Source organism: Paractinoplanes ferrugineus (assembly GCF_016862195.1).
In the GTDB taxonomy this organism is placed as follows: Bacteria; Actinomycetota; Actinomycetes; order Mycobacteriales; family Micromonosporaceae; genus Actinoplanes; species Actinoplanes ferrugineus.
The window spans coordinates 89,236-110,220 of the sequence record NZ_BOMM01000036.1; the positions used below are offsets into that span (position 1 = coordinate 89,236).

Annotated in this window: 20 protein-coding genes; 7 read left to right on the forward strand and 13 right to left on the reverse strand. The window is 70.3% G+C overall.

The genetic code is table 11. The features are described from left to right. Window positions 1-25: 25 nt before the first annotated feature. The 7 genes from Afe05nite_RS19850 to Afe05nite_RS19880 all read right to left on the reverse strand — a co-directional run bounded on the left by Afe05nite_RS19850 (window position 26) and on the right by Afe05nite_RS19880 (window position 8,038). Window positions 26-1,039, reverse strand: coding sequence for an ABC transporter ATP-binding protein (locus Afe05nite_RS19850; RefSeq protein WP_203818633.1), 1,014 nt, complete (start codon window positions 1,037-1,039; stop codon window positions 26-28). Then, window positions 1,039-2,094 carry an ABC transporter permease gene (locus tag Afe05nite_RS19855; RefSeq protein WP_203818634.1) on the reverse strand — a complete coding sequence of 352 codons (1,056 nt, stop codon included), beginning with the start codon at window positions 2,092-2,094 and terminating at the stop codon, window positions 1,039-1,041. Before Afe05nite_RS19855 ends, Afe05nite_RS19850 begins: the two co-directional genes overlap by 1 nt. A gap of 3 nt (window positions 2,095-2,097) precedes the next feature. Then, entirely contained in the window at window positions 2,098-3,078 is a 981-nt protein-coding gene (locus Afe05nite_RS19860) for an ABC transporter permease (protein ID WP_203818635.1), read from the reverse strand. After that, window positions 3,075-4,136, reverse strand: a complete 1,062-nt coding sequence (locus Afe05nite_RS19865; protein WP_203818636.1) for an ABC transporter ATP-binding protein — start codon at window positions 4,134-4,136, stop codon at window positions 3,075-3,077. Before Afe05nite_RS19865 ends, Afe05nite_RS19860 begins: the two co-directional genes overlap by 4 nt. Before the next feature lie 68 nt (window positions 4,137-4,204). After that, window positions 4,205-5,890 (reverse strand): ABC transporter substrate-binding protein, encoded by a 1,686-nt coding sequence (locus Afe05nite_RS19870; RefSeq protein ID WP_203818637.1) that lies wholly within the window; start codon window positions 5,888-5,890, stop codon window positions 4,205-4,207. Window positions 5,891-6,010: 120 nt separating this feature from the next. Then, window positions 6,011-7,012, reverse strand: coding sequence for a LacI family DNA-binding transcriptional regulator (locus Afe05nite_RS19875; protein WP_203818638.1), 1,002 nt, complete (start codon window positions 7,010-7,012; stop codon window positions 6,011-6,013). Window positions 7,013-7,204: 192 nt separating this feature from the next. Then, window positions 7,205-8,038: an NAD-dependent protein deacetylase gene (locus Afe05nite_RS19880; RefSeq protein ID WP_203818639.1), complete on the reverse strand. Its 834-nt coding sequence runs from the start codon at window positions 8,036-8,038 to the stop codon at window positions 7,205-7,207. Window positions 8,039-8,194: 156 nt separating this feature from the next. Here Afe05nite_RS19880 and Afe05nite_RS19885 point away from each other — a divergent pair, with 156 nt between their 5' ends. From Afe05nite_RS19885 to Afe05nite_RS19900, 4 genes are all read left to right on the forward strand, one after another. Beyond that, entirely contained in the window at window positions 8,195-8,494 is a 300-nt protein-coding gene (locus tag Afe05nite_RS19885; protein ID WP_203818640.1) for a hypothetical protein, read from the forward strand. 103 nt (window positions 8,495-8,597) lie between these two features. Next, a complete protein-coding gene (locus Afe05nite_RS19890) occupies window positions 8,598-9,296 on the forward strand; it encodes a hypothetical protein (RefSeq protein ID WP_203818641.1) in 699 nt (232 codons plus the stop codon). Window positions 9,297-9,444: 148 nt separating this feature from the next. Further along, window positions 9,445-10,446: an App1 family protein phosphatidate phosphatase gene (locus Afe05nite_RS19895; protein WP_203818656.1), complete on the forward strand. Its 1,002-nt coding sequence runs from the start codon at window positions 9,445-9,447 to the stop codon at window positions 10,444-10,446. Window positions 10,447-10,604: 158 nt separating this feature from the next. Further along, window positions 10,605-11,258: a hypothetical protein gene (locus tag Afe05nite_RS19900; RefSeq protein ID WP_203818642.1), complete on the forward strand. Its 654-nt coding sequence runs from the start codon at window positions 10,605-10,607 to the stop codon at window positions 11,256-11,258. A 223-nt stretch (window positions 11,259-11,481) separates the two neighbouring features. Here Afe05nite_RS19900 and Afe05nite_RS19905 read toward each other — a convergent pair whose 3' ends face one another. After that, window positions 11,482-11,973: a GNAT family N-acetyltransferase gene (locus Afe05nite_RS19905; RefSeq protein ID WP_203818643.1), complete on the reverse strand. Its 492-nt coding sequence runs from the start codon at window positions 11,971-11,973 to the stop codon at window positions 11,482-11,484. A gap of 37 nt (window positions 11,974-12,010) precedes the next feature. Then, complete coding sequence (locus tag Afe05nite_RS19910; RefSeq protein ID WP_203818644.1) at window positions 12,011-13,612, reverse strand: DEAD/DEAH box helicase; 1,602 nt, start codon at window positions 13,610-13,612, stop codon at window positions 12,011-12,013. 149 nt (window positions 13,613-13,761) lie between these two features. On the opposite strand from Afe05nite_RS19910, the gene Afe05nite_RS19915 reads away from it, so the two are divergent. Beyond that, entirely contained in the window at window positions 13,762-14,631 is an 870-nt protein-coding gene (locus Afe05nite_RS19915; RefSeq protein ID WP_203818645.1) for a sigma-70 family RNA polymerase sigma factor, read from the forward strand. Window positions 14,632-14,678: 47 nt separating this feature from the next. On the opposite strand, the gene Afe05nite_RS19920 is transcribed toward Afe05nite_RS19915, so the two are convergent. Next, complete coding sequence (locus Afe05nite_RS19920; RefSeq protein ID WP_203818646.1) at window positions 14,679-15,188, reverse strand: hypothetical protein; 510 nt, start codon at window positions 15,186-15,188, stop codon at window positions 14,679-14,681. Between the two features lie 172 nt (window positions 15,189-15,360). On the opposite strand from Afe05nite_RS19920, the gene Afe05nite_RS19925 reads away from it, so the two are divergent. Continuing rightward, a complete protein-coding gene (locus tag Afe05nite_RS19925) occupies window positions 15,361-17,649 on the forward strand; it encodes a HelD family protein (RefSeq protein WP_203818647.1) in 2,289 nt (762 codons plus the stop codon). Between the two features lie 42 nt (window positions 17,650-17,691). Here the strand turns inward: Afe05nite_RS19925 and Afe05nite_RS19930 are convergent, their stop codons facing one another. Then, window positions 17,692-18,597, reverse strand: coding sequence for a sigma-70 family RNA polymerase sigma factor (locus Afe05nite_RS19930; protein ID WP_203818648.1), 906 nt, complete (start codon window positions 18,595-18,597; stop codon window positions 17,692-17,694). Window positions 18,598-18,756: 159 nt separating this feature from the next. On the opposite strand from Afe05nite_RS19930, the gene Afe05nite_RS19935 reads away from it, so the two are divergent. Next, window positions 18,757-19,257 (forward strand): DUF456 domain-containing protein, encoded by a 501-nt coding sequence (locus Afe05nite_RS19935; protein WP_203818649.1) that lies wholly within the window; start codon window positions 18,757-18,759, stop codon window positions 19,255-19,257. A 13-nt stretch (window positions 19,258-19,270) separates the two neighbouring features. On the opposite strand, the gene Afe05nite_RS19940 is transcribed toward Afe05nite_RS19935, so the two are convergent. Next, complete coding sequence (locus Afe05nite_RS19940; protein WP_438868469.1) at window positions 19,271-20,506, reverse strand: D-alanyl-D-alanine carboxypeptidase family protein; 1,236 nt, start codon at window positions 20,504-20,506, stop codon at window positions 19,271-19,273. Then, window positions 20,503-20,931, reverse strand: coding sequence for a hypothetical protein (locus Afe05nite_RS19945; protein ID WP_203818650.1), 429 nt, complete (start codon window positions 20,929-20,931; stop codon window positions 20,503-20,505). The genes Afe05nite_RS19940 and Afe05nite_RS19945 overlap by 4 nt, the downstream gene beginning before the upstream one ends. Window positions 20,932-20,985: the final 54 nt, after the last annotated feature.

The window sequence follows — 20,985 nt, forward strand, 5'->3', positions numbered from 1 at the left end:
GCTGACCCGCAGCGGAAACGAGATGTCAAACCGCGGAGACGGGTTGCTCGGCCGGATGCAGCCAGCACGCGACGGAACGGCCGGCTCCATCCGGGGTGTCCGGCCGACCGAGCACCGGGATGGCGGTGGAACAAGGCTCGAAGGCCTTGGGGCAACGCGGGTGAAACGAACAGCCGGTGGGCATGCCCGCGAGATCCGGCGGCGATCCGGGAATGCCGGCGAGCTCGCGCTTGGGTCCGCGAAGGGCCGGGAAAGAGCTCAACAGACCCTTCGAGTACGGGTGGAGAGCGTCCCGGTAAATGGTGGCCGCCGGTGCTTCTTCGACGATCCGGCCGCCGTACATGATGGCGATCCGGTTGGAGAACTCGACGAGCAGCGACAGGTCATGGGTGATGAAGATGACCGAGAAGCCGAGCCGTTCGCGCAGCTCGATCAGCTGGCCGAGGATCTGCCGCTGCATGACCACGTCGAGGGCGGTGGTCGGCTCGTCCATGATGACGACCTGGGGCTGCAGGATCAGCGCCATGCCGATCATGACGCGTTGCCGCATGCCGCCGGAGAGCTGGTGCGGGTAGGCGCCCATCCGGTCGGCGGAGATGCCGACGAGCTTGAGCATCTCCCGGGCCCGCGCGTTGCGGCTGTGCTCGCTCATCTTCGGGTCGTGCGCCTTGAGCACGTCGGTGAGCTGGGTGGAGATCTTGTGCACCGGGTTGAGCGAGTTCATCGCGCCCTGGAACACGATCGCCGTCTCGGCCCACCGCCACGCGCGCAGCTGCTGGTCGGACAGCCCGAGCACGTCGTAGGCCGCGGCCGAGGAGGGGTGGTAGACGACCTCGCCGCCGGTGATGACGCCGGGCGGCGCGAGCAGCCGGGTCAGGCCGTAGGCGAGCGTCGACTTGCCGGAGCCGCTCTCGCCGGCGAGGCCGAGAACCTCACCCCGATGCAGGGTCAGATTCACGTCGCGTACGGCGTGGACCGCTTTGTCGCCCAGGCCGTAGTCGACGTTGAGGTTGCGGATCTCGAGGACGGGTTCAGCCATCACTTGGCCTCTCTCATGACCGGGGTGGCGACCACGGCGTGCGTTTTCGGCAGCGGCGAGTTCTCGAGCACCGGGGTGAAGCCGATGCGCATCCGGACCGTACGCCCGGAAGCGGTTCTGAGTTTGGTCTTGCCCGCGCTGCGCAGGCGGGGGCTGACGAATTCGTCGATGCCGAAGTTGATCAGCGACAGGGACGTGCCGAGCAGGGCGATGGCGAGACCGGCCGGCACGAACCACCACCAGGCGTCCTGGCCGAGGGCCTGCTGACCCTGCGCCCAGAACAGGATGGTGCCCCAGTTCCAGCCCGAGTTCGACACGACGCCGATGAAGGCCAGGGTGATCTCGGAGAGCACCGCGAAGATGACGGTGCCGACGAAGCCGGAGGCGATCACCGCGGTGAGGTTGGGCATCAGCTCGAACACGATGATCCGCCAGGTGCTTTCACCGCTGGCCCGGGACGCCTCGACGAAGTCCCGCCGGCGCAGCGACAGCGTCTGCGCGCGCAGCACCCGGGCGTTCCACGACCACGAGGTGAGGCCGATGACCAGCGCGACCAGCATGTCGCTGGCGTTGTTCAGCACCGAGGTGATGATGATCATCAGCGGTACGGCCGGGATGACGAGCACCACGTTCGTCAGCATCGACAGGCTGTCGTCGGTCTTGCCGCCCAGGTAACCGGCGGTGACCCCGATCAGCACCGAGAGCACGGTGGCGATGGCGCCGGCCAGGAAGCCGACAAGCATGACGCTCCGGGTGCCGACCAGGATCTGGCTGAACACGTCCTGGCCCAGGTGGGTGGTGCCGAACCAGTGCGCTGCCGAGGGGCCCTGCACCAGGTCGTTGCCCCGGGCGCTGGGGTCGTACGGCGCGACCCACGGCCCGATGACCCCGACGATCGTGTAGCCGGCCAGGATGACCAGGCCGGTGGCGGCCTTCTTGTTGCGGACGAAGAGGAACCGCTGCCGCCTGGACCGGCCCGGCCTGGGCTCCTCGGGCTGCGCCATCGAGCCCTGCCCGGGGATGACCTGCTCGATGCTGGAGGTGGGTATCGTCATCGCTCAGCCCTCCTTGCGGGTGCGCGGGTCGAGGAGCAGGTAGGCGATGTCGGCGAGCAGGTTGGCGACCAGCACCGAGATCGTGATGACCAGGAAGACGCCCTGCATGAGCGGATAGTCCTTGGCCCCCAGGCCCTGCAGCAGCGTGTAACCGAGTCCCGGGTAGGAGAACACGATCTCCACCAGCAGCGTGCCGCCGACGATGAAGCCGAGCGCCAGGGCGAAGCCGGAGATGTTCGGCAGCAACGCGTTACGCGCGGCGTAGGCGACGGCGACCCGCCGCTCGGGGAGCCCCTTGGCGTGCGCGACGGTGATGTAGTCCTCCGAGGAGACGGTCACCATCATGTTGCGCATGCTCAGGATCCAGCCGCTGACCGACGAGATCAGGATGGTCAGCGCGGGCAGCAGGCTGTGCTGGATCGCGCTGGGGATGAAGTACTGGTCCCAGGCGGGCACGAGGCCCGAGTCGAAACCCCCGGACGACGGGAAGAAACTGTCCGGCCCGGCCAGCAGGTAGATCGCGATGATGCCGAGCCAGAAGTACGGCACCGAGGAGAAGAACGTGGTGACCGGCAGCAGCCCGTCCGCCCAGGATCCGCGGCGCCAGCCGGCGACCACGCCGAGCGAGGTGCCGAGCACGAAGCTGATCACCGTGGTGATGCCGACGAGCAGCAGCGTCCAGGGCAGCGCCTGGCCGATGACCTGGGAGACCGGGGCCGGGAAGAAGGTGAACGACAAGCCCAGGTCGCCGTGGAACAGCTGCTTCCAGTAGTCGATGTACTGGCTCCAGAGGCTCTTGTCCTTGTCGAGTCCGAAGAGGACATAGAGCGACTGGATCGACTTGGTGCTGAGCTGACCCTGGTACTTGGTGATCAGTGACTGCACCGGGTCGCCGGGCACGAGGCGCGGGATGAAGAAGTTGAGGGTGATCGCGGCCCACGCGGTGAACAGGTAGAACGCGAGGCGCTGGAGGATGTATTTCATTTGCCGGCCCCCTCGGGGACGTCGTAGAGCCAGCACGCGGCCCAGTGCCCGGGTGCGTCGCCGATGGTCAGCGGCACCGGCAGATCGGTCGAGCAGCGCGGCATCGCGGCCGGGCAGCGCGGGTGGAAGCGGCAGCCCGACGGCGGGTCGATCAGGCTGGGCGGCTCGCCGTTGCCGCGATCCTCCTCGGTCGGATCGAGGTCACCGGTGAGGCGGTCGGGGTCCGGCGCGGAGGCGATCAACAGCCGGGTGTACGGGTGGGCCGGCGTCTGCGTGACGGTCTCGCTGTCGCCGCCCTCGACCATCCGGCCCGCGTACATCACCATCGTCTCGTCGGCGAAGTAGCGCGCCGACGCGATGTCGTGGGTGATGTAGAGGATCGCCAGGTTCAGTCGTTCCTTGAGATCGCGCAACAGGTTCAGCACGCCGAGCCGGATCGAGACGTCCAGCATGGACACCGGTTCGTCGGCGAGCAGCGCCTCGGGTCGGGCGCCGAGTGCGCGGGCGATCGCGACGCGCTGCCGCTGGCCGCCGGAGAGCTCGTGCGGGAACTTGTCGAGGTAGCGCTCCGGCGGCGTCAGGCTGACCCGGCCGAGCAGGTCGGTGAGCGCCGCCTCGAGGTCCGCCTCGGTGCGGCCGGCGTGGCCGTGGATCTGGAGAGCCCGGGTCAGGTGATAGCGGATCGTGTGTACCGGGTTGAGTGAGGCGAACGGGTCCTGGAAGATCATCTGGACCCGGGCGGCATACCCGCGGAACGCGCTGCCGCCCTTGACCCGGGTCGACTCGCCGTGCAGCTGGATGTCGCCGTCGGTACGCGGATAGAGCTGGGCGAGCAGACGGGCCACCGTGGACTTGCCGGAGCCGGACTCGCCGACGAGCGCGACTACCTTGCCGCGCCGGAGGGTGAGGTGCACGTCGTCGACGGCGTGGACCGCTTTTTTCTCGGACGAGCTGAAGAGATCACGCAGTCGCCGGCGGACGGGGAAGTGCTTGGTCAGGCCGATCGCCTCAAGCACCACCTCGTTTGCCGGCGCCTTGGCGTCCTGGAGAGACGTCATGCCGGAGCTTCCTTACGAGGGGTGAGCCGCCCCCCGCACGAGGGTGCCGTGCGGGGAGCGGCCGGCGATCAGGAGTTGGCGGGCTTGAGGTGCTGAACCACGTCGAGCGCGTACGGCTGGGTGGGCTGCATGCCCGCGTACGGGTCGGCGTCGGACGGCCAGCCGGTCCAGTTCTTGGTGCTGTAGGCGCCACCGACGTTGTCGGAGCCGACCGGCAGCATCGGAGCCTGCTCCACGAAGACCTTCTGGATCTGGTTCATCGCGGTGGTGCGGTCCGCGTCGCTGGTGGCGTTGGCGTACGCCTTGAGCGCGGCGGTCGCCTCCGGGCTCTTGAACCGGCCGAAGTTGCCCTGCTGGGAGGCGGTGCCGATGGGCTTCATCAGGTCACCGTCCATGACGGTCTGGTAGATGTCGTACGGCGTCGCGCCGCCGTTGGTCCAGCGCAGGGTGGCCTGGAAGTCGCCCTTTTGGACGTTCTGGTCCCACTTGTCCTGGTTGGCCTTGTCGACGGTGGCCGCGATGCCGATCTCGGCCAGGTTCGTCTTGATGATCTCCAGCGACGTCTGGTAGTCGGACCACGGCGCCGGGTCGGTGAGCGTGATCTTCACCGGCTTGCCGGACGGGTCGGTGAGCGTGGTGCCGTTGAGCTGGTAGCCGGCACTCTGCAGTAGCGCCTTGGCGCCCGCGACGTCGACGGTGAGCTTCTTGTCCTTGTACTCCGGCGCGATGAACGCGTCACCGGCGCCGTCCGGCAGGCCGGTCACACTGTTGATCTGCGGGTGGAAGTAACCGGCCTCGGCCTGGTTGAAGATGTCGGCCCGGTTGATCACCATGTTCATGGCCTGGCGCAGCTTCGGGTCGTCGAACGGCTTCACCGTGGTGTTGATGTAGAGACCGTGGATGCCGAGCACGCCGGGCGCCCAGATCTTGTGGTTCTGCGGGTCCTTCGAGACGAAGGTGGCCTGGTAGTTCGGGATGAAGACGAAGCTCCACTCGGCCTCGCCGTTCGCCAGCGCCGTGGTCTGCGCGCTGTTGTCGGCATAGGACGTGTAGCGCAGCTCTTTGACCTTCGGCATGGTGCCCCAGTAGCCGCTGTCCCGCAGGGTCAGCACGACGCCGGCCTGGGTGAAGGACTTCAGCGTGTACGGGCCGGAGCCGACCGGGTTCTTGTTGACGTCCGTCGCCGGGTCCGAGATCTTCTCCCAGATGTGCTTCGGCACGATGGTGGTGTTCGCCATGATCTTGTTCTGGTTGACGAACTGCGGCGCGGCGAACGTCACGTGCACCGTGCTGCCGCTGACCGTGATGTCACCGAACGGGATGGCGTTGGCGTTCAGCGCCTCGTTGCTCTTGAGCAGGGTGAACGTGTAGGCGACGTCGTCCGCGGTCAGCTTCTGCCCGTCCGACCAGGTGGCGTTGTCGCGCACCGTGATGTCCGCCGACTTGAAGTCAGCGGCCCACTTGACCTCCTTGGCCAGCCACGGCTTGGCCGGCTCGGCCGGCTTGACCGGGTTCCACATGAGCAGCGGCTCGTAGAGCATCCACTTGTAGCCGAGGGCGTTGGCCGACGACGTACCGGCGAACGGGTTGTGGTTCTCGGTCTGCGTGCCGTTGGGCATGCCGATCCGCAGGTAGTCGACGCCACCCTTGTTGGCGTTCGCGTTGTTGGCGTTGGGCGAGTCGCTGCACGCGGCGATGCCGCCGGTGGCGAGTGCGCCCGCCAGGACGGCTGCGAACAGAGTCCTTCTCTGCATCGGTACTCCTGAGTGGTGTTTGGGTGAAGAGGGGTGCACGCCATCGCGGGGCCGGGTCAGGGGCTCCGTGCAAGAGGGCGCGTGGCGGTGACCGATCAGTGATCGGGGGTGCTCACCGTGTTATTCGATGGTTGAGCCTCGTTTGACGAAGCTCGCCGGAATGACTGTCGGACGGTTGGGCAGGGGTGTGCCCTCGAAGTGGGCCAGCAGCGTACGAGCCGCGGCCTCGCCCATCTCGCGCAGCGGTTGATGCACGGTGCTGAGTGGCGGCTGGGTGTGGGCCGCCGTCGGGATGTCGTCGAAGCCGGCCACCGCCACGTCCTGCGGGATGCGCCGGCCGGCGTCCAGCAGCGCCTGCATGGCACCGAGCGCGGACAGGTCGTTGTGGGCGAAGACCGCGTCGAACTCGACGCCGTTCGCGATCGCGGTCTGCACGGCCTCGGCGCCGCACGCCACGGTGAAGTCGCCGAGCGAGGTGCGCTCGGCCGCGATCGGCAGGCCGGCGTCGGCGAAGACCCCGGCGAAACCGTCCAGGCGCTGGCGGGTGCAGCCGAAACGCTCCGGTCCGGTGATCACCAGCGGGCTCCGCCGGCCGATCTCGAGCAGGTGCCGGGCCGCCGAGCCGGCCCCGTCGTGGTTCGTCGTCCCGACGCTCGGGATCTCGCCCGAGGTCTGGTCACGGTCGTCGATCAGCACCACCGGCAGGCCGCGGCGGTGCAGGGTGGCGATGTACTCGAGGGTGCCTTCGGGCTCGATGACCAGCAGGCCGTCGAAGGATTTGGCGGACACCTGGGCACCGAACTGGCGCATCGACTCGTCGCCGCGGTTGCACGTGAACAGCAGCAGCCCGTAGCGCTCCGTCTCGAGGACGTCGACGGCACCCTGGATCACCTCGCCGATCCACGGCCAGGTCAGTGACGGAACGAGCATGCCCACCACCCGGGTGCGTCCGCGGGCCAGCCCGACGGCACGGGAGCTGGGCACATAGCCGAGTTCGTCGATCACGGCGCGGACCCGGGCGGCAGTCGACTCGTCCAGCTCACCCTTGCCGTTCAGCACCCGGGAAACGGTCGTCTTGCTGACCTTCGCCCGGGCCGCCACGTCGGCGATGGTGATCGGCACTGGTCCTCCTGAGTCGAGGCCCGCGATTGTCTCCGGAGTGCGGAGATCATGTTGCGAGGGCATTGCGGAACCGGTTTCGGGACCGGTTCCGGCAGTTAACGCCAGTGGCCGCCGTCACGTCAATGAGAAAGAAACTTTATTTGTGTATCGCTCTGGTAACCGCACCGAAACGCGCCGGGTTTGCGGCGAATGTCAGGCCGGTAGGGCAGTCAGATGGGGCAGCACGATGCCCAATGGGGCATCGATGGTGAGCGTCGCGTAGGGCTCGCCCCGGGTCACTCCACGGTTGACGATCGCGACCCGGATGCCCAGCTTCGCGGCCCGCAGCACGAACCGCCGGCCCGACATGACAGTCAGCGAGGAGCCAAGGACCAGCAGCGTACGGGCGTTCTCCACCAACGCGAAGCTGCGAGTCACGCGGTCCGCGGGGACCGTCTCTCCGAAGTAGACGACGTCCGGCTTCAGCATCCCGCCGCAGCCCAGGCAATCCACCACGGTGAATTCGTCGAGCGACTCGTCGGCCAGCTCGGCGTCACCGTCCGCGTTGAACGCCACCGCCACTGCGGCGAACGTCGGGTTGGCCTCGTCGAGGCGGTCGCTCAGCACCTCGCGCCGGGTCAGCTCACCGCACGCGAGGCAGGTGATCCAGGCCAGGTTGCCGTGCAGTTCGACGACGTCGTTCGCGCCGGCCGCCTGGTGCAACCCGTCCACGTTCTGGGTGATGATGCCGTCGAGGACGCCCTGGTGCTGCAGGCGGGCCACGGCCCGGTGACCGTCGTTCGGGACGGCCGCCCCGATCGTGCGCCACCCGAGGTGACTACGCGCCCAGTAACGCCGGCGGGCGATCGGATCGCGGGTGAAGGTCTGGTAGGTCATCGGGGTGCTCCGCCGGGCCGAGCCGGACGGGCCGCGGTAGTCCGGGATGCCCGAGTCGGTGGAGAGGCCCGCGCCGCTCAGCACCACCACGCCGCCCTCGGCGATCCACTCGCCGAGAGTCGCCACCTGCTCCACCACCTGAAGTTCCACCGGTCAATAGTCCCTCGTTCCGGCGGGTAACCCGGACGCGCCCGAAATGAACCACAACGAGTAGGACCCGTGCACGTTGTGGTCTTTGCCGGTAAGTTGAGCCACGTGACATTTGTGGCGCGTGTGCTTCCCATGCACTGGGACTCGCGTCGCCTGATGCGCTTTTTCGCTGGGCTCGCGATGCTCGCTCTCGCGTTCACCACACCGGCGCCGGCGCCGGCGACTCCGGTCGCTGTGCCGTCGGTCGCGGTCGTCGAGTCGGTAACCGCCCCCGCGACCTCGGTCGCGGTGCGTGCGTCGGTGCCGGCCCCTTCGGTGGTACGCGTCGAGCACCTCGCTCCCGCCCCGGCCCCGATCGTCACGATCATCGCCCTGGCAACGCTCGCCGTTCTGACCGGCGCGTCGCCCCGGGTTCGTGGCGAGCGGGCTCCGCCGGCGATCCGTTTCGGTCACTGAGCCAGCGCTCCGGCCGCTAGTCCGCCCTTTCGCGGGCGCCCCGGTCAAGGCCCGTTCAGCGCAACCTCCCCACGCAGGCCGCGTCTCTCTGTGAGGTGTTTCGGTGGAAACCGCCATGCACAGCTTTCTCGTCTCCGTTCCGCAGGCCGCCGCCCTCTGGGCGGTGATGCTCGGTGCCGTGCTGCTCGCGACCGTCGTGATCGCCCGGATGCAGCGACGCCGACCAGCCGCCGGCCCCGCCGACCGCCGTTCCGCCGATGACGCCGAGGTGGCCGCCGAGCGGGCCGCGGCCGCCGCCGCCCGTCTGCGGGCCGAGTGGGACTCCGCGCAGGAACGACTCGACGCCGCGTGGGCCGCTTTCGACGCGGCCGACAAGCTGGCCCGGCAGGCCGCCAAGGCATGCGCCTATCCGCTGATCAGTAAGCGACGCAAGCCGGGGGAGAACGCCCATCGGGAGCGTTATCTGCATCACGCCGCCGGGGCCGCCTGCCGCAATCAGGAGATCTCCATCGCGCAGTTGAACGACATCTACGCACACCGTGGCTGGAACCCTCGCCTGCACCCGGTGATGCAGGAGTCGATGCTGCGGCAGGCGGTGCGCGCCCATCGCTTCGACGGGTATCAAAAGGCTCTCAAGATCGAGCGGACGGCCTGGCAGGAGGCCGAGGCGGCGGCCGAGTCGCTGCGGGCCCTGCGGCTCGAGGCGGGCGCCGTCAGCCACGCCGCGGCGACGCAACCGGCCGCCGATGAACAATGGTGGGCAGAGCAGTGGACCACGGCCGAGCTCCCGGCGGCGGCTTGAGAGTCCTGATTGGAGGGGGTATGCAATCGCCCGCAAGTGTCGGCACGGGCAGGTACCGTAACCGGCACGGGACGGCCGCCGCACCCTCGACGGTTAGGAGACCAGCGTGACGCAGACTCCGGCGAGTTCCGCTCTGCCGGTGACCCGGATGCACCGGGCCGCCCTGGTGGAGGACGCACTTCACGAGATCGTCGAGCGCCGATTGCGCAACCGGGGCTTCCGTCCCGTGATCACGGCCTACACCGGCTACGGCGGGCCCGGCTGGGCCCGGGTGATGGCGCGGGTCGTGCTGACCCGTGGATCGCACGCGCGCAAGCGCTTGGAAAAGGTGCGCGGCTGGCGCAGCTTCATGTCGTCCCCGGTCAGCAACGCCGTGGTGCGCATCCAGATCGGGGAGACCGTCACCGAGACCCGCACCGACCGCAGCGGCTACGTCGACTGCCGGGTCAAGGGCGACCTGGCCCCGGGCTGGGCCAAGGCGCAGCTCTCCACCGACGGCGGCGCCACCGTCGAGGCGCCGGTCCGGGTCGTCGACCCCGACTGCAAGTTCGGCCTCATCTCCGACATCGACGACACGGTGATGGTCACCGCGCTGCCCCGGCCGCTGCTGGCCGCCTGGAACACGTTCGTCCTCGACGAGCACGCCCGGATGGCCGTGCCGGGCATGGCGGTGCTCTACGAGCGGCTGGTGACCGCCAACGCCGGCGCCCCGGTGTTCTACCTGTCGACCGGTGCGTGGAACGTCGCCCCGGCACTCACCCGGTTCCTCGGCCGCCACCTCTACCCGGCCGGCCCGCTCCTGCTCACCGACTGGGGCCCCACGGCTGACCGCTGGTTCCGCAGCGGCCAGGAACACAAGCGCAACACCCTGCGCCGGCTCGCGCAGGAGTTCCCGAACATCCGATGGCTGCTCATCGGCGACGACGGCCAGCACGACCAGGAGCTCTATTCCGAGTTCGCCCAGACCCACCCGGAGAGCGTGGCCGCCGTGGCGATCCGCCGCCTGTCACCGACCCAGGCGGTGCTGGCCGGTGCCATCCCTGGCCCGGCCGGCACACCCGAGGCGGTCGGCTCCGGCGGCAAGACGTGGTTCAGCGCCCCCGACGGAGCCGGACTATGGTCGTTACTCCGTGACGCTGACGTTGTCTGATTCGGCGGCTCGCTGATGCAACCGCTGCCGGACCTCGTCCGGCGTGTAAGCCCTGCGCTTGCGCTCGGACCGCGCGACCACCGCCCCGGTGGCCGCAACCCCTGCTAACCCGGCCAGACCCACTACTTTCCACCAACGCATCATCCGAGGATAGACACGTGGATGCCGCTATCAGCCTGGACCAGGCGATCGACCTGACGCGCACCGGTGACATCTGGATCTTCCGCGGGCGCTCCGGCCCCGACCGGGCGATCCAGACCCTCACCAACAGCCCCGTGAACCACGTCGGCATGTCCCTGGTCATCGAGGACATGCCACCGCTCATGTGGCACGCCGAGCTCGGCAAGTCCCTGCCCGACCTGTGGTCCGGCACCTTCCAGCGCGGCGTCCAGTTGCACGACCTGCGTGACGCGGTGACGGTGTGGGCGCGGCGCTACGGCCAGCGAGGCTGGCTCCGCCAACTCGAGCCCGGCGTCTCGCGCACCATGGAGGACAAGGCGCTGAAAACGGTGGCCCGGCTCGACGGCACCCCGTTCCCCTCGTCGGCCCAACTGGCGTTCCGCTGGGCCCGCGGCCGGGTCCCGCAGATCCGTCCCCGCCGCTGGCGCCGGGCCGACGTCTCCGACGCCGCCCTGGAGACCGCCTACTGCGCCGAGGTGGTCGCGGTGACCTACGAGGACATGGGCCTGCTGCCCCGCCGGCACAACCCGAGCTGGTACGACCCGGGCCGCTTCTGGAGCGGCGACGAACTTGAGTTGTGCGACGGTTTCGACCTGGGCGCCGAGATCCAGGTAGAGGTCCCGACGACCTAGACCGCGTCTCGTCAGGGGTGGTCGCTGGTTGACAGGTCGAGACGAGCGGCGCGGCGTAGCAGAGCAGAGCGCGGGCCAGGCGCAGGAATGCGGTTGCCGGATCGCGCGCAGGTTGCCGAGCACGTCCTCGAGCACGGTGTTGACGTTGACGTTCGCCGCGGACGACAGCACCGTCAGCGGCGACGGGCGTCCGCCGCGGCTGCGGCCACGGCGAGGCCGCCTGTCAGTGCACGGTGGGGCTGCGGCGTTCGAGCAGGGTCACGTCGCGCCACCGGCCGTGGTGGCGGCCCACTCGTTCGCGGGTGCCCACGGTGCGGAAGCCGCAGGCGGTGTGCAGGGCCAGGCTCGCGGTGTTCTCCGGGAAGACACCGGACTGGATGGTCCAGATCCCGGCCGCCTCGGTTGACGTGATCAAGGCGGCGAGCAGGGCCCGGCCGGCGCCCCGGCCGCGGGCGTCGGGGTGGACGTAGACCGAGTGCTCGACCACACCGGCGTAGACGGGCCGTGGCGAGACCGGGCCGCAGGCGACCCAGCCGAGCACCGTTCCGGCCTCGTCGACGGCGACGAAACGGTGCTCGGGGAGCCGGGCCGCGGTGAAGCTGTCCCAGCCGGGTGGTTCGGTCTCGAACGTGGCGTTGCCGGTGGCGATGCCCAGACGGTAGATCTCGAGCACCGGTTCGCGGTGCTCCTCGGTCATGGGCACGATGCGGATCATCGGGTCGACCTCCTCTGGCGGGCGCGACGGCCGAAGCTCAGCGGCCGCCCCGGCGTCCCGCCCGGCTCGACGCCGAGAACGCGGCCGCGCCTCCGGCACCGGTGGACTGGCTGTTGCGGGTCTGACCGCCGGCCGCCGGGCGTGCCCGGCCCGCGCCTCCGCCGGTGGAGCCGCCCTGTCGCGCCGGAGCCGCCGCCGACTCGCCGCCGAGTCCGGGGGAGGCGTGTGCGGCCCCCCGCCCACGACCGCGGGAGCGGCCGCCCCGCGGCTCGGCGGCCCGCGTCGACTCACCCGCCCGCGAGGAGCCGCCCCGGGAGGGCTGAGCGGCCCGCGTCGACTCACCCGCCCGCGCAGAGCCGGCCCGGGCAGGTTGGGCAGCCCGGGAAGGTTGGGCGGCGCGGCCGGACTGGCTGCCGGTGCGCTGCTTGGGTTGGGTGGTGCGGCCGGTCTGGGCGGACGCCGGCTGCGGCGCCACGAAGCGGCGCTCCCCCGGGGCCAGCTCGGACAACAGCGGGTCGCCCGGCCGGGTCCGGCTCGTGGTCGGGCGGACGCCGGCTCGGCGGGTCAGGTCGCGGACCTCGGACTGCTGGTCGTCGGTCATCAGCGTGATGACCGTGCCCTGGTTGCCGGCTCGGGCCGTGCGGCCGGAGCGGTGCAGGTAGGCCTTGTGCTCGACCGGCGGGTCGGCGTGCACGACCAGGCCGACGTCGTCGACGTGGATGCCGCGGGCGGCGATGTCGGTGGCCACCAGGGTCTCGGCGCTGCCGTCGGAGAAGGCGGCCAGGTTGCGGTTGCGGGCGTTCTGGGCCAGGTTGCCGTGCAGCTCGACGGCGGGCACCCCGGCCGCGATGAGCTGGCGGGTCAGGACCTTGGCGCGCCGCTTGGTGCGGGTGAAGACGACCGAGCGGCCGGGGGCCGCGAGCAGGTCGACGAGGACGCCGAAGCGGTCGTCGCCGCGGACGTGCAGCACGTGGTGGGACATCTCGACGGGGGCCTCGGCGGCGGCGTCGACGGCGTGCGTGACCGGGTCGCGCATGAAGCGCTTGACCAGCACGTCGACCCCGTTGTCGAGGGTCGCCGAGAACAGCATGCGCTGGCCGGTGCGCGGGGTCTGCTCCATCAGGCGGCGCACCACCGGCAGGAAGCCCAGGTCGGCCATGTGGTCGGCCTCGTCGAGCACGGTGATCTCGACGGCGTCCAGCGAGGCGTGGCCGTTACGCAGGTGGTCGTCGAGCCGGCCGGGGCAGGCGACGAGCACGTCGACGCCGGCGGCCAGACCGCGGATCTGCGGGTTGGCGCCGACCCCGCCGAAGACGACGAGGGTGCGCAGACCGACCGCCGCGGCCAGCGGGGCCAGGGTGGCCTCGATCTGGGAGGCCAGCTCCCGGGTGGGCGCGAGGATCAGTGCCCGCGGCCGCTTGGGGCGGCGTGGGGAGGGGGACGCCGCGAGCCGGGCGAGCACCGGCAGAACGAACGCGTACGTCTTGCCGGAGCCGGTGCGGCCACGGCCGAGGACGTCCCGGCCGGCCAGGGAATCCGGCAGGGTGGCGGCCTGGATCGGGAACGGGGTGGTGATGCCGAGGCCGGTCAGTGCCTGCGTGAGAGCGGCAGGAACGCCGAGCTCGGAGAAGGTCAACATGTAGCGGGAACTCCAATGGTTGGGGATCAAGCATATGCAACCGGGCTGCACCTTGCCGGGACCCGGTTAGCACTCAGCCGGGATCACCGTTCTCCTCAGTGCCCGGGACACCCCCAACCCGGGCGTTACCGCGAGGAGATTCCCCCACTATGAGCGGTGCCCCCGTTGCCGTAACCGACCGTCCGCCAGTCGACCGCCGTAAGCAGGACATCGTCCAGGAACACATGCCGTTGGTCGGTCATCTGGTCCGCGAGATGCTTGCCCGCGTCCCGGCGCACGTCAATCGTGACGATCTGATGTCCGCAGGCTACGCCGCGCTCGTACACGCGGCACGTGGTTTTGACGTCGATCGTGGCGTCCCGTTCGGCCGGTTCGCGGCCGCCCGGGTGCGCGGTGCCCTGCTGGACGAGCTGCGGGGCCTGGACTGGGCCAGCCGCTCGGTGCGGCAGCGGGCCCGGCGTACCGACACGGCACGCCAGGAGCTGACCGCCGAGCTGGGCCGCACGCCGACCATCCAGGAGGTGGCGGCGCGGATGGGTGTCACGGTCGAGGACATCGAGACCGCCGACGACGACGTACATCGCGCGGTTGTCTTCAGTCTTCAAGGTTTTGCCACCGCCGGCGCCGATGACATGGTCACCGAGCCGAGCGCCGGGCCGGAGGAGATGCTGATCCGCCGGGAGCGGCTGGGCTACCTGCGGCACGCGGTGGACGCGCTGCCGGAGCGGCTGCGGGTGGTGGTCGAGGGCTACTTCTTCGACGAGCGGCCGATGGCCCGGATCGCCGAGGAGCTGGGGGTCACCGAGTCGCGGGTGTCACAGCTGCGGGCCGAGGCGCTGGGCCTGCTGCGCGACGGCATGAACACCCACCTGGACCCCTCGCTGGCCGCCCAGAACCCGCCCAAGGAGGGCTGTGTGGCCCGCCGCCGCGCCGCCTACTACGACCAGATCGCGGTGCGCGGCACCCTGCACACCCGGCTGGAGCTGACCAACCCGGACGGGTTGCTGAAGGTGGCGTGACGACAGCGAAGGGCCCGCCGTGTGCTCGCGGCGGGCCCTTTCGCATGTCACGAGGCGCAGGTCCCGGCCTTCTTCTGAGCCGCGATGGCCTTGGCCGCGCCCAGCTTGTAGAGGGCGAGGCCCTCCTTGGCCGGCTCCAGCTTCCAGGCGTTGTCCTCGTAGAGCATGGTGTACGACTGCGCGGCCACCAGCTGCTTGGCGATGACGACGGCCCGGTCCTGGCCCTCCATGCGGGCGCTGGTGAGCTGGATCGCGAGACCCTTGCGGGAGCAGGCCTGGTTCAGCTTGATGTAGTCGGCCTTGCTGATCGCCGTCTTGCCGGCCGTGGTGTAGAGGTCCCAGGCGCCGGCGTAGTCGCCTCCGGAGAACCGGTCGAAGACGGTCTGCGCGGCGGCCTTGGCGCCTTCGACGGTCTTGGGCTCGGGGCCACCGGCGGCGGCCACGGCCGAGTTCCCGGCCGGCTCGTCGTCGCCGGAGCACGCGGTGACGAGGGTGAGAGCGGCGGTGGTGAGGAGGGCGAGCGCGCCGAGACGTCGGATCGGGTGGTTGCGGTTCATGCCGGGACTAATGCGGATCGACGGTCGCGCGTAACGGCTCGCCGGAGAACTTGACGGATTGCGGACACTTCCGCGGGACGCCGTTACCCCTGGGAGCACGCCAGTCGATGCGCTAATCTGGGCGATTGTCGAGCATAAAAAAAGACGCCTGATAAACGGCGTCACGCGCTGAATGATAACACAAAGGGGAGCGGCATTGTCAAGCTTCGCCGCGGAGCAGGCGTACCTCACCACTCTCTACCAACGGCTGGACAGCCTGCGTGACCAGGCCGACGAGCGGCTGAAGGGCATCCTGCTGGAGTCCGGCGGCACCCCGCAGGGCCGCGCCCAGCGGGAGGCGAACCGCAGCCATTACGCCGATCAACTGGCCCAGATGAATGCGGTCGAGAACGGCCTGTGTTTCGGCCGTCTCGATTACACCGCCGGTGAAACGCGTTACATCGGCCGGCTCGGTCTGTCCGCGCCCGAGCACGATCAGGACCCCCTGTTGATCGACTGGCGGGCCCCCGCCTCGCGCGCCTTCTATCTGGCGACGGCGGTCTCCCCGGACGGCGTCAAACGGCGGCGGCACCTGCGCACCAAGGGTCGCAAGCTCACCGGCATCGACGACGAGGTCCTCGACCTCGAGGCCGGCGGCGCCGGCGGCCGGGAGGACGTGACCGGCGAGGCGGCGCTGCTGTCCGCGCTGACCGCCGAACGCACCGGCCGGATGCGCGACATCGTCGAGACGATCCAGGCCGAGCAGGACGAGATCATCCGCGCCGGGCTGAACGGCGTCACGGTCGTTCAAGGCGGGCCGGGCACCGGCAAGACCGCGGTCGCGCTGCACCGGGCGGCCTATCTGCTCTACACCTACCGGGCCCAGCTCACCAAGCAGGGCGTGCTGATCCTCGGGCCGAACGCCACGTTCCTGCGCTACATCTCGCAGGTGCTGCCGTCGCTCGCCGAGACCGGTGTGCTGCTGGCCACGCTCGGTGACATGTTCCCGGGCGTGCGGGCGCGCGCCACCGAGAAGCCGGCCATCGCCGCGATCAAGGGCCGGCTCGACATGCTCGAGGTGTTGCGCAAGGCGGTCGCCGACCGGCAGGCCGTGCCGGACGACTACGTCGAGGTCGACCACGACGGCTACCCGCTGCGCATCGAGCGGTCGGTGCTGGAGGACGCCCGGTCCGCGGCCCGCCGGTCGGAGCGGCCGCACAACGTGGCCCGGGCGATCTTCGTGACCGAGGCGATCCACGCGCTCTCGCTGCAGATCGCCGAGCGGATCGGCGCCGACCCGCTGGGCGGGGAGAACCTGCTGTCCGCCGCGGACCTCGCCGAGACCCGGCGCGAGCTGCGCGAGGACATCGACGTGCAGCGGGCGCTGTTCGACTTCTGGCCGGTGCTGACCCCCCGCCAGGTGCTGCGCGATCTGCTGAGCGACGCCGACCGCCTGGAATCGGCGGGCGGCGACCCCCTTCTGCTCCGGGATCGCGACGCCCGCTGGAGCCCCGCCGACGTCCCGCTGCTCGACGAACTGGCCGAGCTGCTCGGCGTCGACGAGACCCTGCAGAAGCGCCAGGCAGCGCAGGAGAGAAGAGAGGCGATCGAGTACGCCGAGGGTGTTCTCGAAATCGTCGAGGGCTCCCGGTCGCTCGACTTCGAGGACCAGGAGGAGGAGATCCTCTCCGCCATCGACGTGGTCGACGCGAGCGCGTTCGTCGAGCGGCACGAGGTGATCGACACCCGGACCGCGGCCGAGCGGGCCGCCGCCGACCGCACCTGGGTCTTCGGCCATGTGATCGTCGACGAGGCGCAGGAGCTCTCGCCGATGGCCTGGCGGTTGCTGATGCGGCGCTGCCCGAGCCGGTCGATGACGGTGGTCGGCGACGTCGCCCAGACCTCGGAGCTGACCGGGGCGACCGGCTGGGAGCAGGTCTTCGAGCCCTACGTCGCGCAGCGGTGGAACCTGGTCGAGCTGACCGTCAACTATCGCACGCCGGCCGAGGTGATGGCGGTGGCGGCCGACGTCCTGGCGGCGATCGACGCGGCGTTGCAGCCGCCGCGGTCGGTGCGATCCGCCGGCGTCGACCCGTGGGCGCTGCGGGTGCCGCGAGTCGCGCTCGGTGCGGAGACGATTGCCGCCGTACGCGCGGAGACCGCCGAGGTGGGCGAGGGCCGGGTCGGGGTGCTCGTGCCCGAGGCGCTGGCCGAGGAACTGGGCCGGCAGCTGGTCGAGGCGGTTCCGGGCGCGGCCGTGGGGGAGCAGCCCGACCTGCTCAACCAGGTGGCGCTGATGACCGTACGGCAGGCGAAAGGTCTTGAATTCGACGCCGTGGTGGTCGTCGAGCCGGATGAGATCATCGCGGAGAGCCCACGCGGTTTGTCGGATCTCTACGTGGCGGTGACCCGAGCCACCCGCCGGTTGGGTGTCCTGCACAGCAACGACCTGCCCAAGGTGCTGGCCGCGCTGGCGTCCTGAGCACGCGGAACCGGGCCCGGCGGGAAGCCGGGCCCGGTTGCGTCAGGCCGCCGCGACGGGCGTCCGGCCGAACGTCGTGTGGCCGTGCGCGTTGGTCATCGCCAGCCGGCTGTTCATCGAGGTGTTGCTCGCGATGTTGGCGTAGTAGTTGGCCCGGCGCCGGGCGGTGATGCTCTCCGGGTTCTCGGGAACCGGGGCCAGGTCCGGGTTGAGGTGCGTGTTCATGCCGTCCTTGAGCAGCGCCAGCGCCTCGCCCCGCAGCTGCGAGATCCGGCTCTCGGTCACGCCGAGGTCGGCGGCGATGTCGGCCATCGGGCGCTCGTTGAGGAAGTACTCGGTGATGACCACGTGCAGACGCTCGGGCAGCGACTTGATCGCGTGGTGCAGGTAGCCGATCTGCTCACGCTGCAGCAGCATGTCCTCCGGGCCCGGGTTCTTCTCGGTGACCAGGTCGTCGGCGCTGCTGGTGGTGAAGCCCTGCAGCGACAGCACGGTCGCGCGGGACACGTCGCTGTCGGTGCGCTGCAGGTCGTTGGTGGTGGTGCCGAGGGCCTGGGCCAGCTCGTCGGCGGTCGGCGTGCGGCCGAGCGTGGTGGTCAGGTGCTGGCGGGTGGTGTCGGTGGCGCGGGCCTTGGTGCGCACCGAGCGGGTCGCCCAGTCCAGCGAGCGCAGCTCGTCGAGGATGGCGCCGCGGATGCGGGTGCTCGCGAAGCGGTGGAACGGGATGCCCCGCTCCGGGTCCCAGCCGCGGGCCGCGGTGACCAGCGCGTGCAGGCCGGCGCTGGTGAGGTCGTCCCGGTGGATGTGGTTGGGGATGCGGGTGAGCATGTCACGCACGAGGTGGCCGACCAGCGGCATGTGCGTGCGGATCAGCTCCTCCTGCTCGGCTGCGGAGAGCACGATGGCGGCGGGCGCGGTGTCGACTGCGTTCGTCACGATGGCGTTCATGTGTGCTCCCCCGGTTTGTTGGTCGGGCGGCTCGCTCACGCGGCTTCCCGGCTGACAGGAGAGAACTTTGGTCGGCGTCAGGTACTCCTTTCGGTCACCTGAAGGTGCGTGACGGTTGCTGTGTTTGCGACCTTGCGACCGTTGGGCACGCTGGTTCACATGGACCTCAGTGACACCGGTACCACCGTGAACGTGATCGCCGGAATCGCGATAGCGCTGGGTGTGGTGGGAGTGGTGATCCCGGTGATTCCGGGGTTGCTGCTGAGCTGGCTAGGCGTGCTCGCGTGGGCACTTCTCGGCGACGCCTCGGGCGGCGTCAAATGGCTGGTGCTGGTGGTCGCGACCCTGGTTGCGGCACTGGGCGCGCTGATCAAATATCTGCTGCCGGGACGGCGGTTGAAGAGCGCGGGCATCCCCAACTCGGCGCTGCTGGCCGGCGGCGTGCTCGGCCTTGTCGGCTTCTTCCTGATCCCGGTGGTGGGCCTGATCCTCGGCTTCATCCTCGGGGTGTTCCTGGTCGAGCAGCACCGGCTCGGCCCCGGTCAGGCCTGGCCGTCCACCAAGAAGGCGCTGGGTGCGGCCGGTATGGCCATGCTCATCGAGTTCACCGCGGCGCTGGGGGTGGCCGTGGTGTGGGTGTTCGGCCTGATCCTGGCCTGAGGGCCCGGCCGGGTCAGCGGCGGGCCGGGCGGCGCCGGTTGCGCTGGGTCAGCAGGAGCAGCAGCGGGGTGCCGGCCAGCAGGATCGCGATGCCGATGGCGAGGCTCACGGTCATCGGACCGGGGCCGCTCGAGTGGACGCCGGGCGCGGCCCTCTTCGACGGGGTGGTGCCCGACTCGGCCCGGGCCGGCGTGTCGGCGGCTTGGCGGGCGGCCATCTCCTCGGGGGTGACCAGCTTGCCCACCGACTCCGTCCGCGGCAGCGCGAAACCCCAGTCGAGCAGGGCGGCACCCTGCTGCCAGCCACGCATGGGGCGGGCCTCGGCGCCGAGCAGGGTCACCACCAGACGCCTGCCGTTGCGCTGGGCCGCACCCACGTAGCTGTGCCGGGCCACCGTGGTGAAGCCGGTCTTGCCGCCCATCGCGCCCGGATAATTGAAGATCAGCTTGTTCTCGTTCTGGAACTGGAAGCCGGCCTTCTTCAGCTGCGGCTGGGCCGGCATCTGCGCGGACCGGGTCAGCACGTACTTCCGGAAGTCGGCGTTGGCGAAGTCCTTGCGGGCGATCAGCGCCAGGTCATATGCGCTGGTGAACTGGCCCTTGCCGTCGAGCCCACTGGGCGTGACCGCGTGTGTCTGCCGGGCGCCCAGCCGCTCGGCCTCGGCGTTCATCGCGGCCACCGTCCGGGCCACCCCGTCCGCGCCGCCGCCACCGGCCAGCCGGGCCAGCGCGTTCGCGGCGTCGTTGCCGGAGTTGAGCAGCAGACCCAGCCAGAGCGTGGAGATCTGGTATTTCCCGCCCGGCACGATGCCGACCGCCGAGCTTCTGACCTCGATGTCGAGATCACCGGGCACCGCGGTGACGGTCCGGTTCGGGTCGAGCTTGTCCATCACCGTGGCGGCCAGCAGGGTCTTCTGCACGCTCGCCGGGGTCTGGTAGACGTGCGGGCCGCAGGCACCCAGCACCTCGCCGGTGTCGAGATCGGCCACGATCCACGTGGTGGCGGTGACCGCCGGCGGTGGCTTGGCACCGGCCGGGACGACCAGGCCGTGGGTGGCGAGCGCGGCCCCGCCGACGGCGCTGTTCACCGGGTCGTCGGCCGGTGGCACCGGGCGCGGCGGGATGCCGGTCGGCGTCGCGACGGCGGGCCTGGGGCAGGGGATGTCGGCGGCGTGCGTGGGGGCGGCCGGGACAACCGCCGTCGCCACGGCGAGCAGCAGGGCGGACAGGGCCGCCGGTGGGCGGATCAAGGCCAGGAGACTCCCGCGTCGAGTCGCTGATCAAGCAACTGGGCCAAGGGGATGGTCTCGCCGTCGCCGCCGCCCGCTCCGACGATCAGCCGGGGTGTGCTGGGGGAGAGATCGGCGCCGGCGAACCGGGCACGCAGCGAGGCCGGAACGGTCAGCACGTAATACTCCCCGTGCTCACCCACGGCGACCGAGCGGTTGGACTTCAGATACCAGCCCTTGGCCCTGGTGCGATAGGTCGCGCGGCCGTCGAAGCTGCGCGCGGCGAGCGGTCGGGGCGGCAGGCCACGCTCGGCGGCCCGGCGGACGAACGCGGTCAGGAGTGCCGTCGCCTGGCGGGCCTCGGTCTCCCGGCTTGCCGCCTGGGCGGCCGCGTGCCCGGCGATGGCCTGCCGGCGCTGCTCGTGCCACGCCGCCCGCTCGTCCATGCCTGCGACCCTAGGTGATCCACGCGGCCGGCGGCCACCCGGTCGATGCACTGG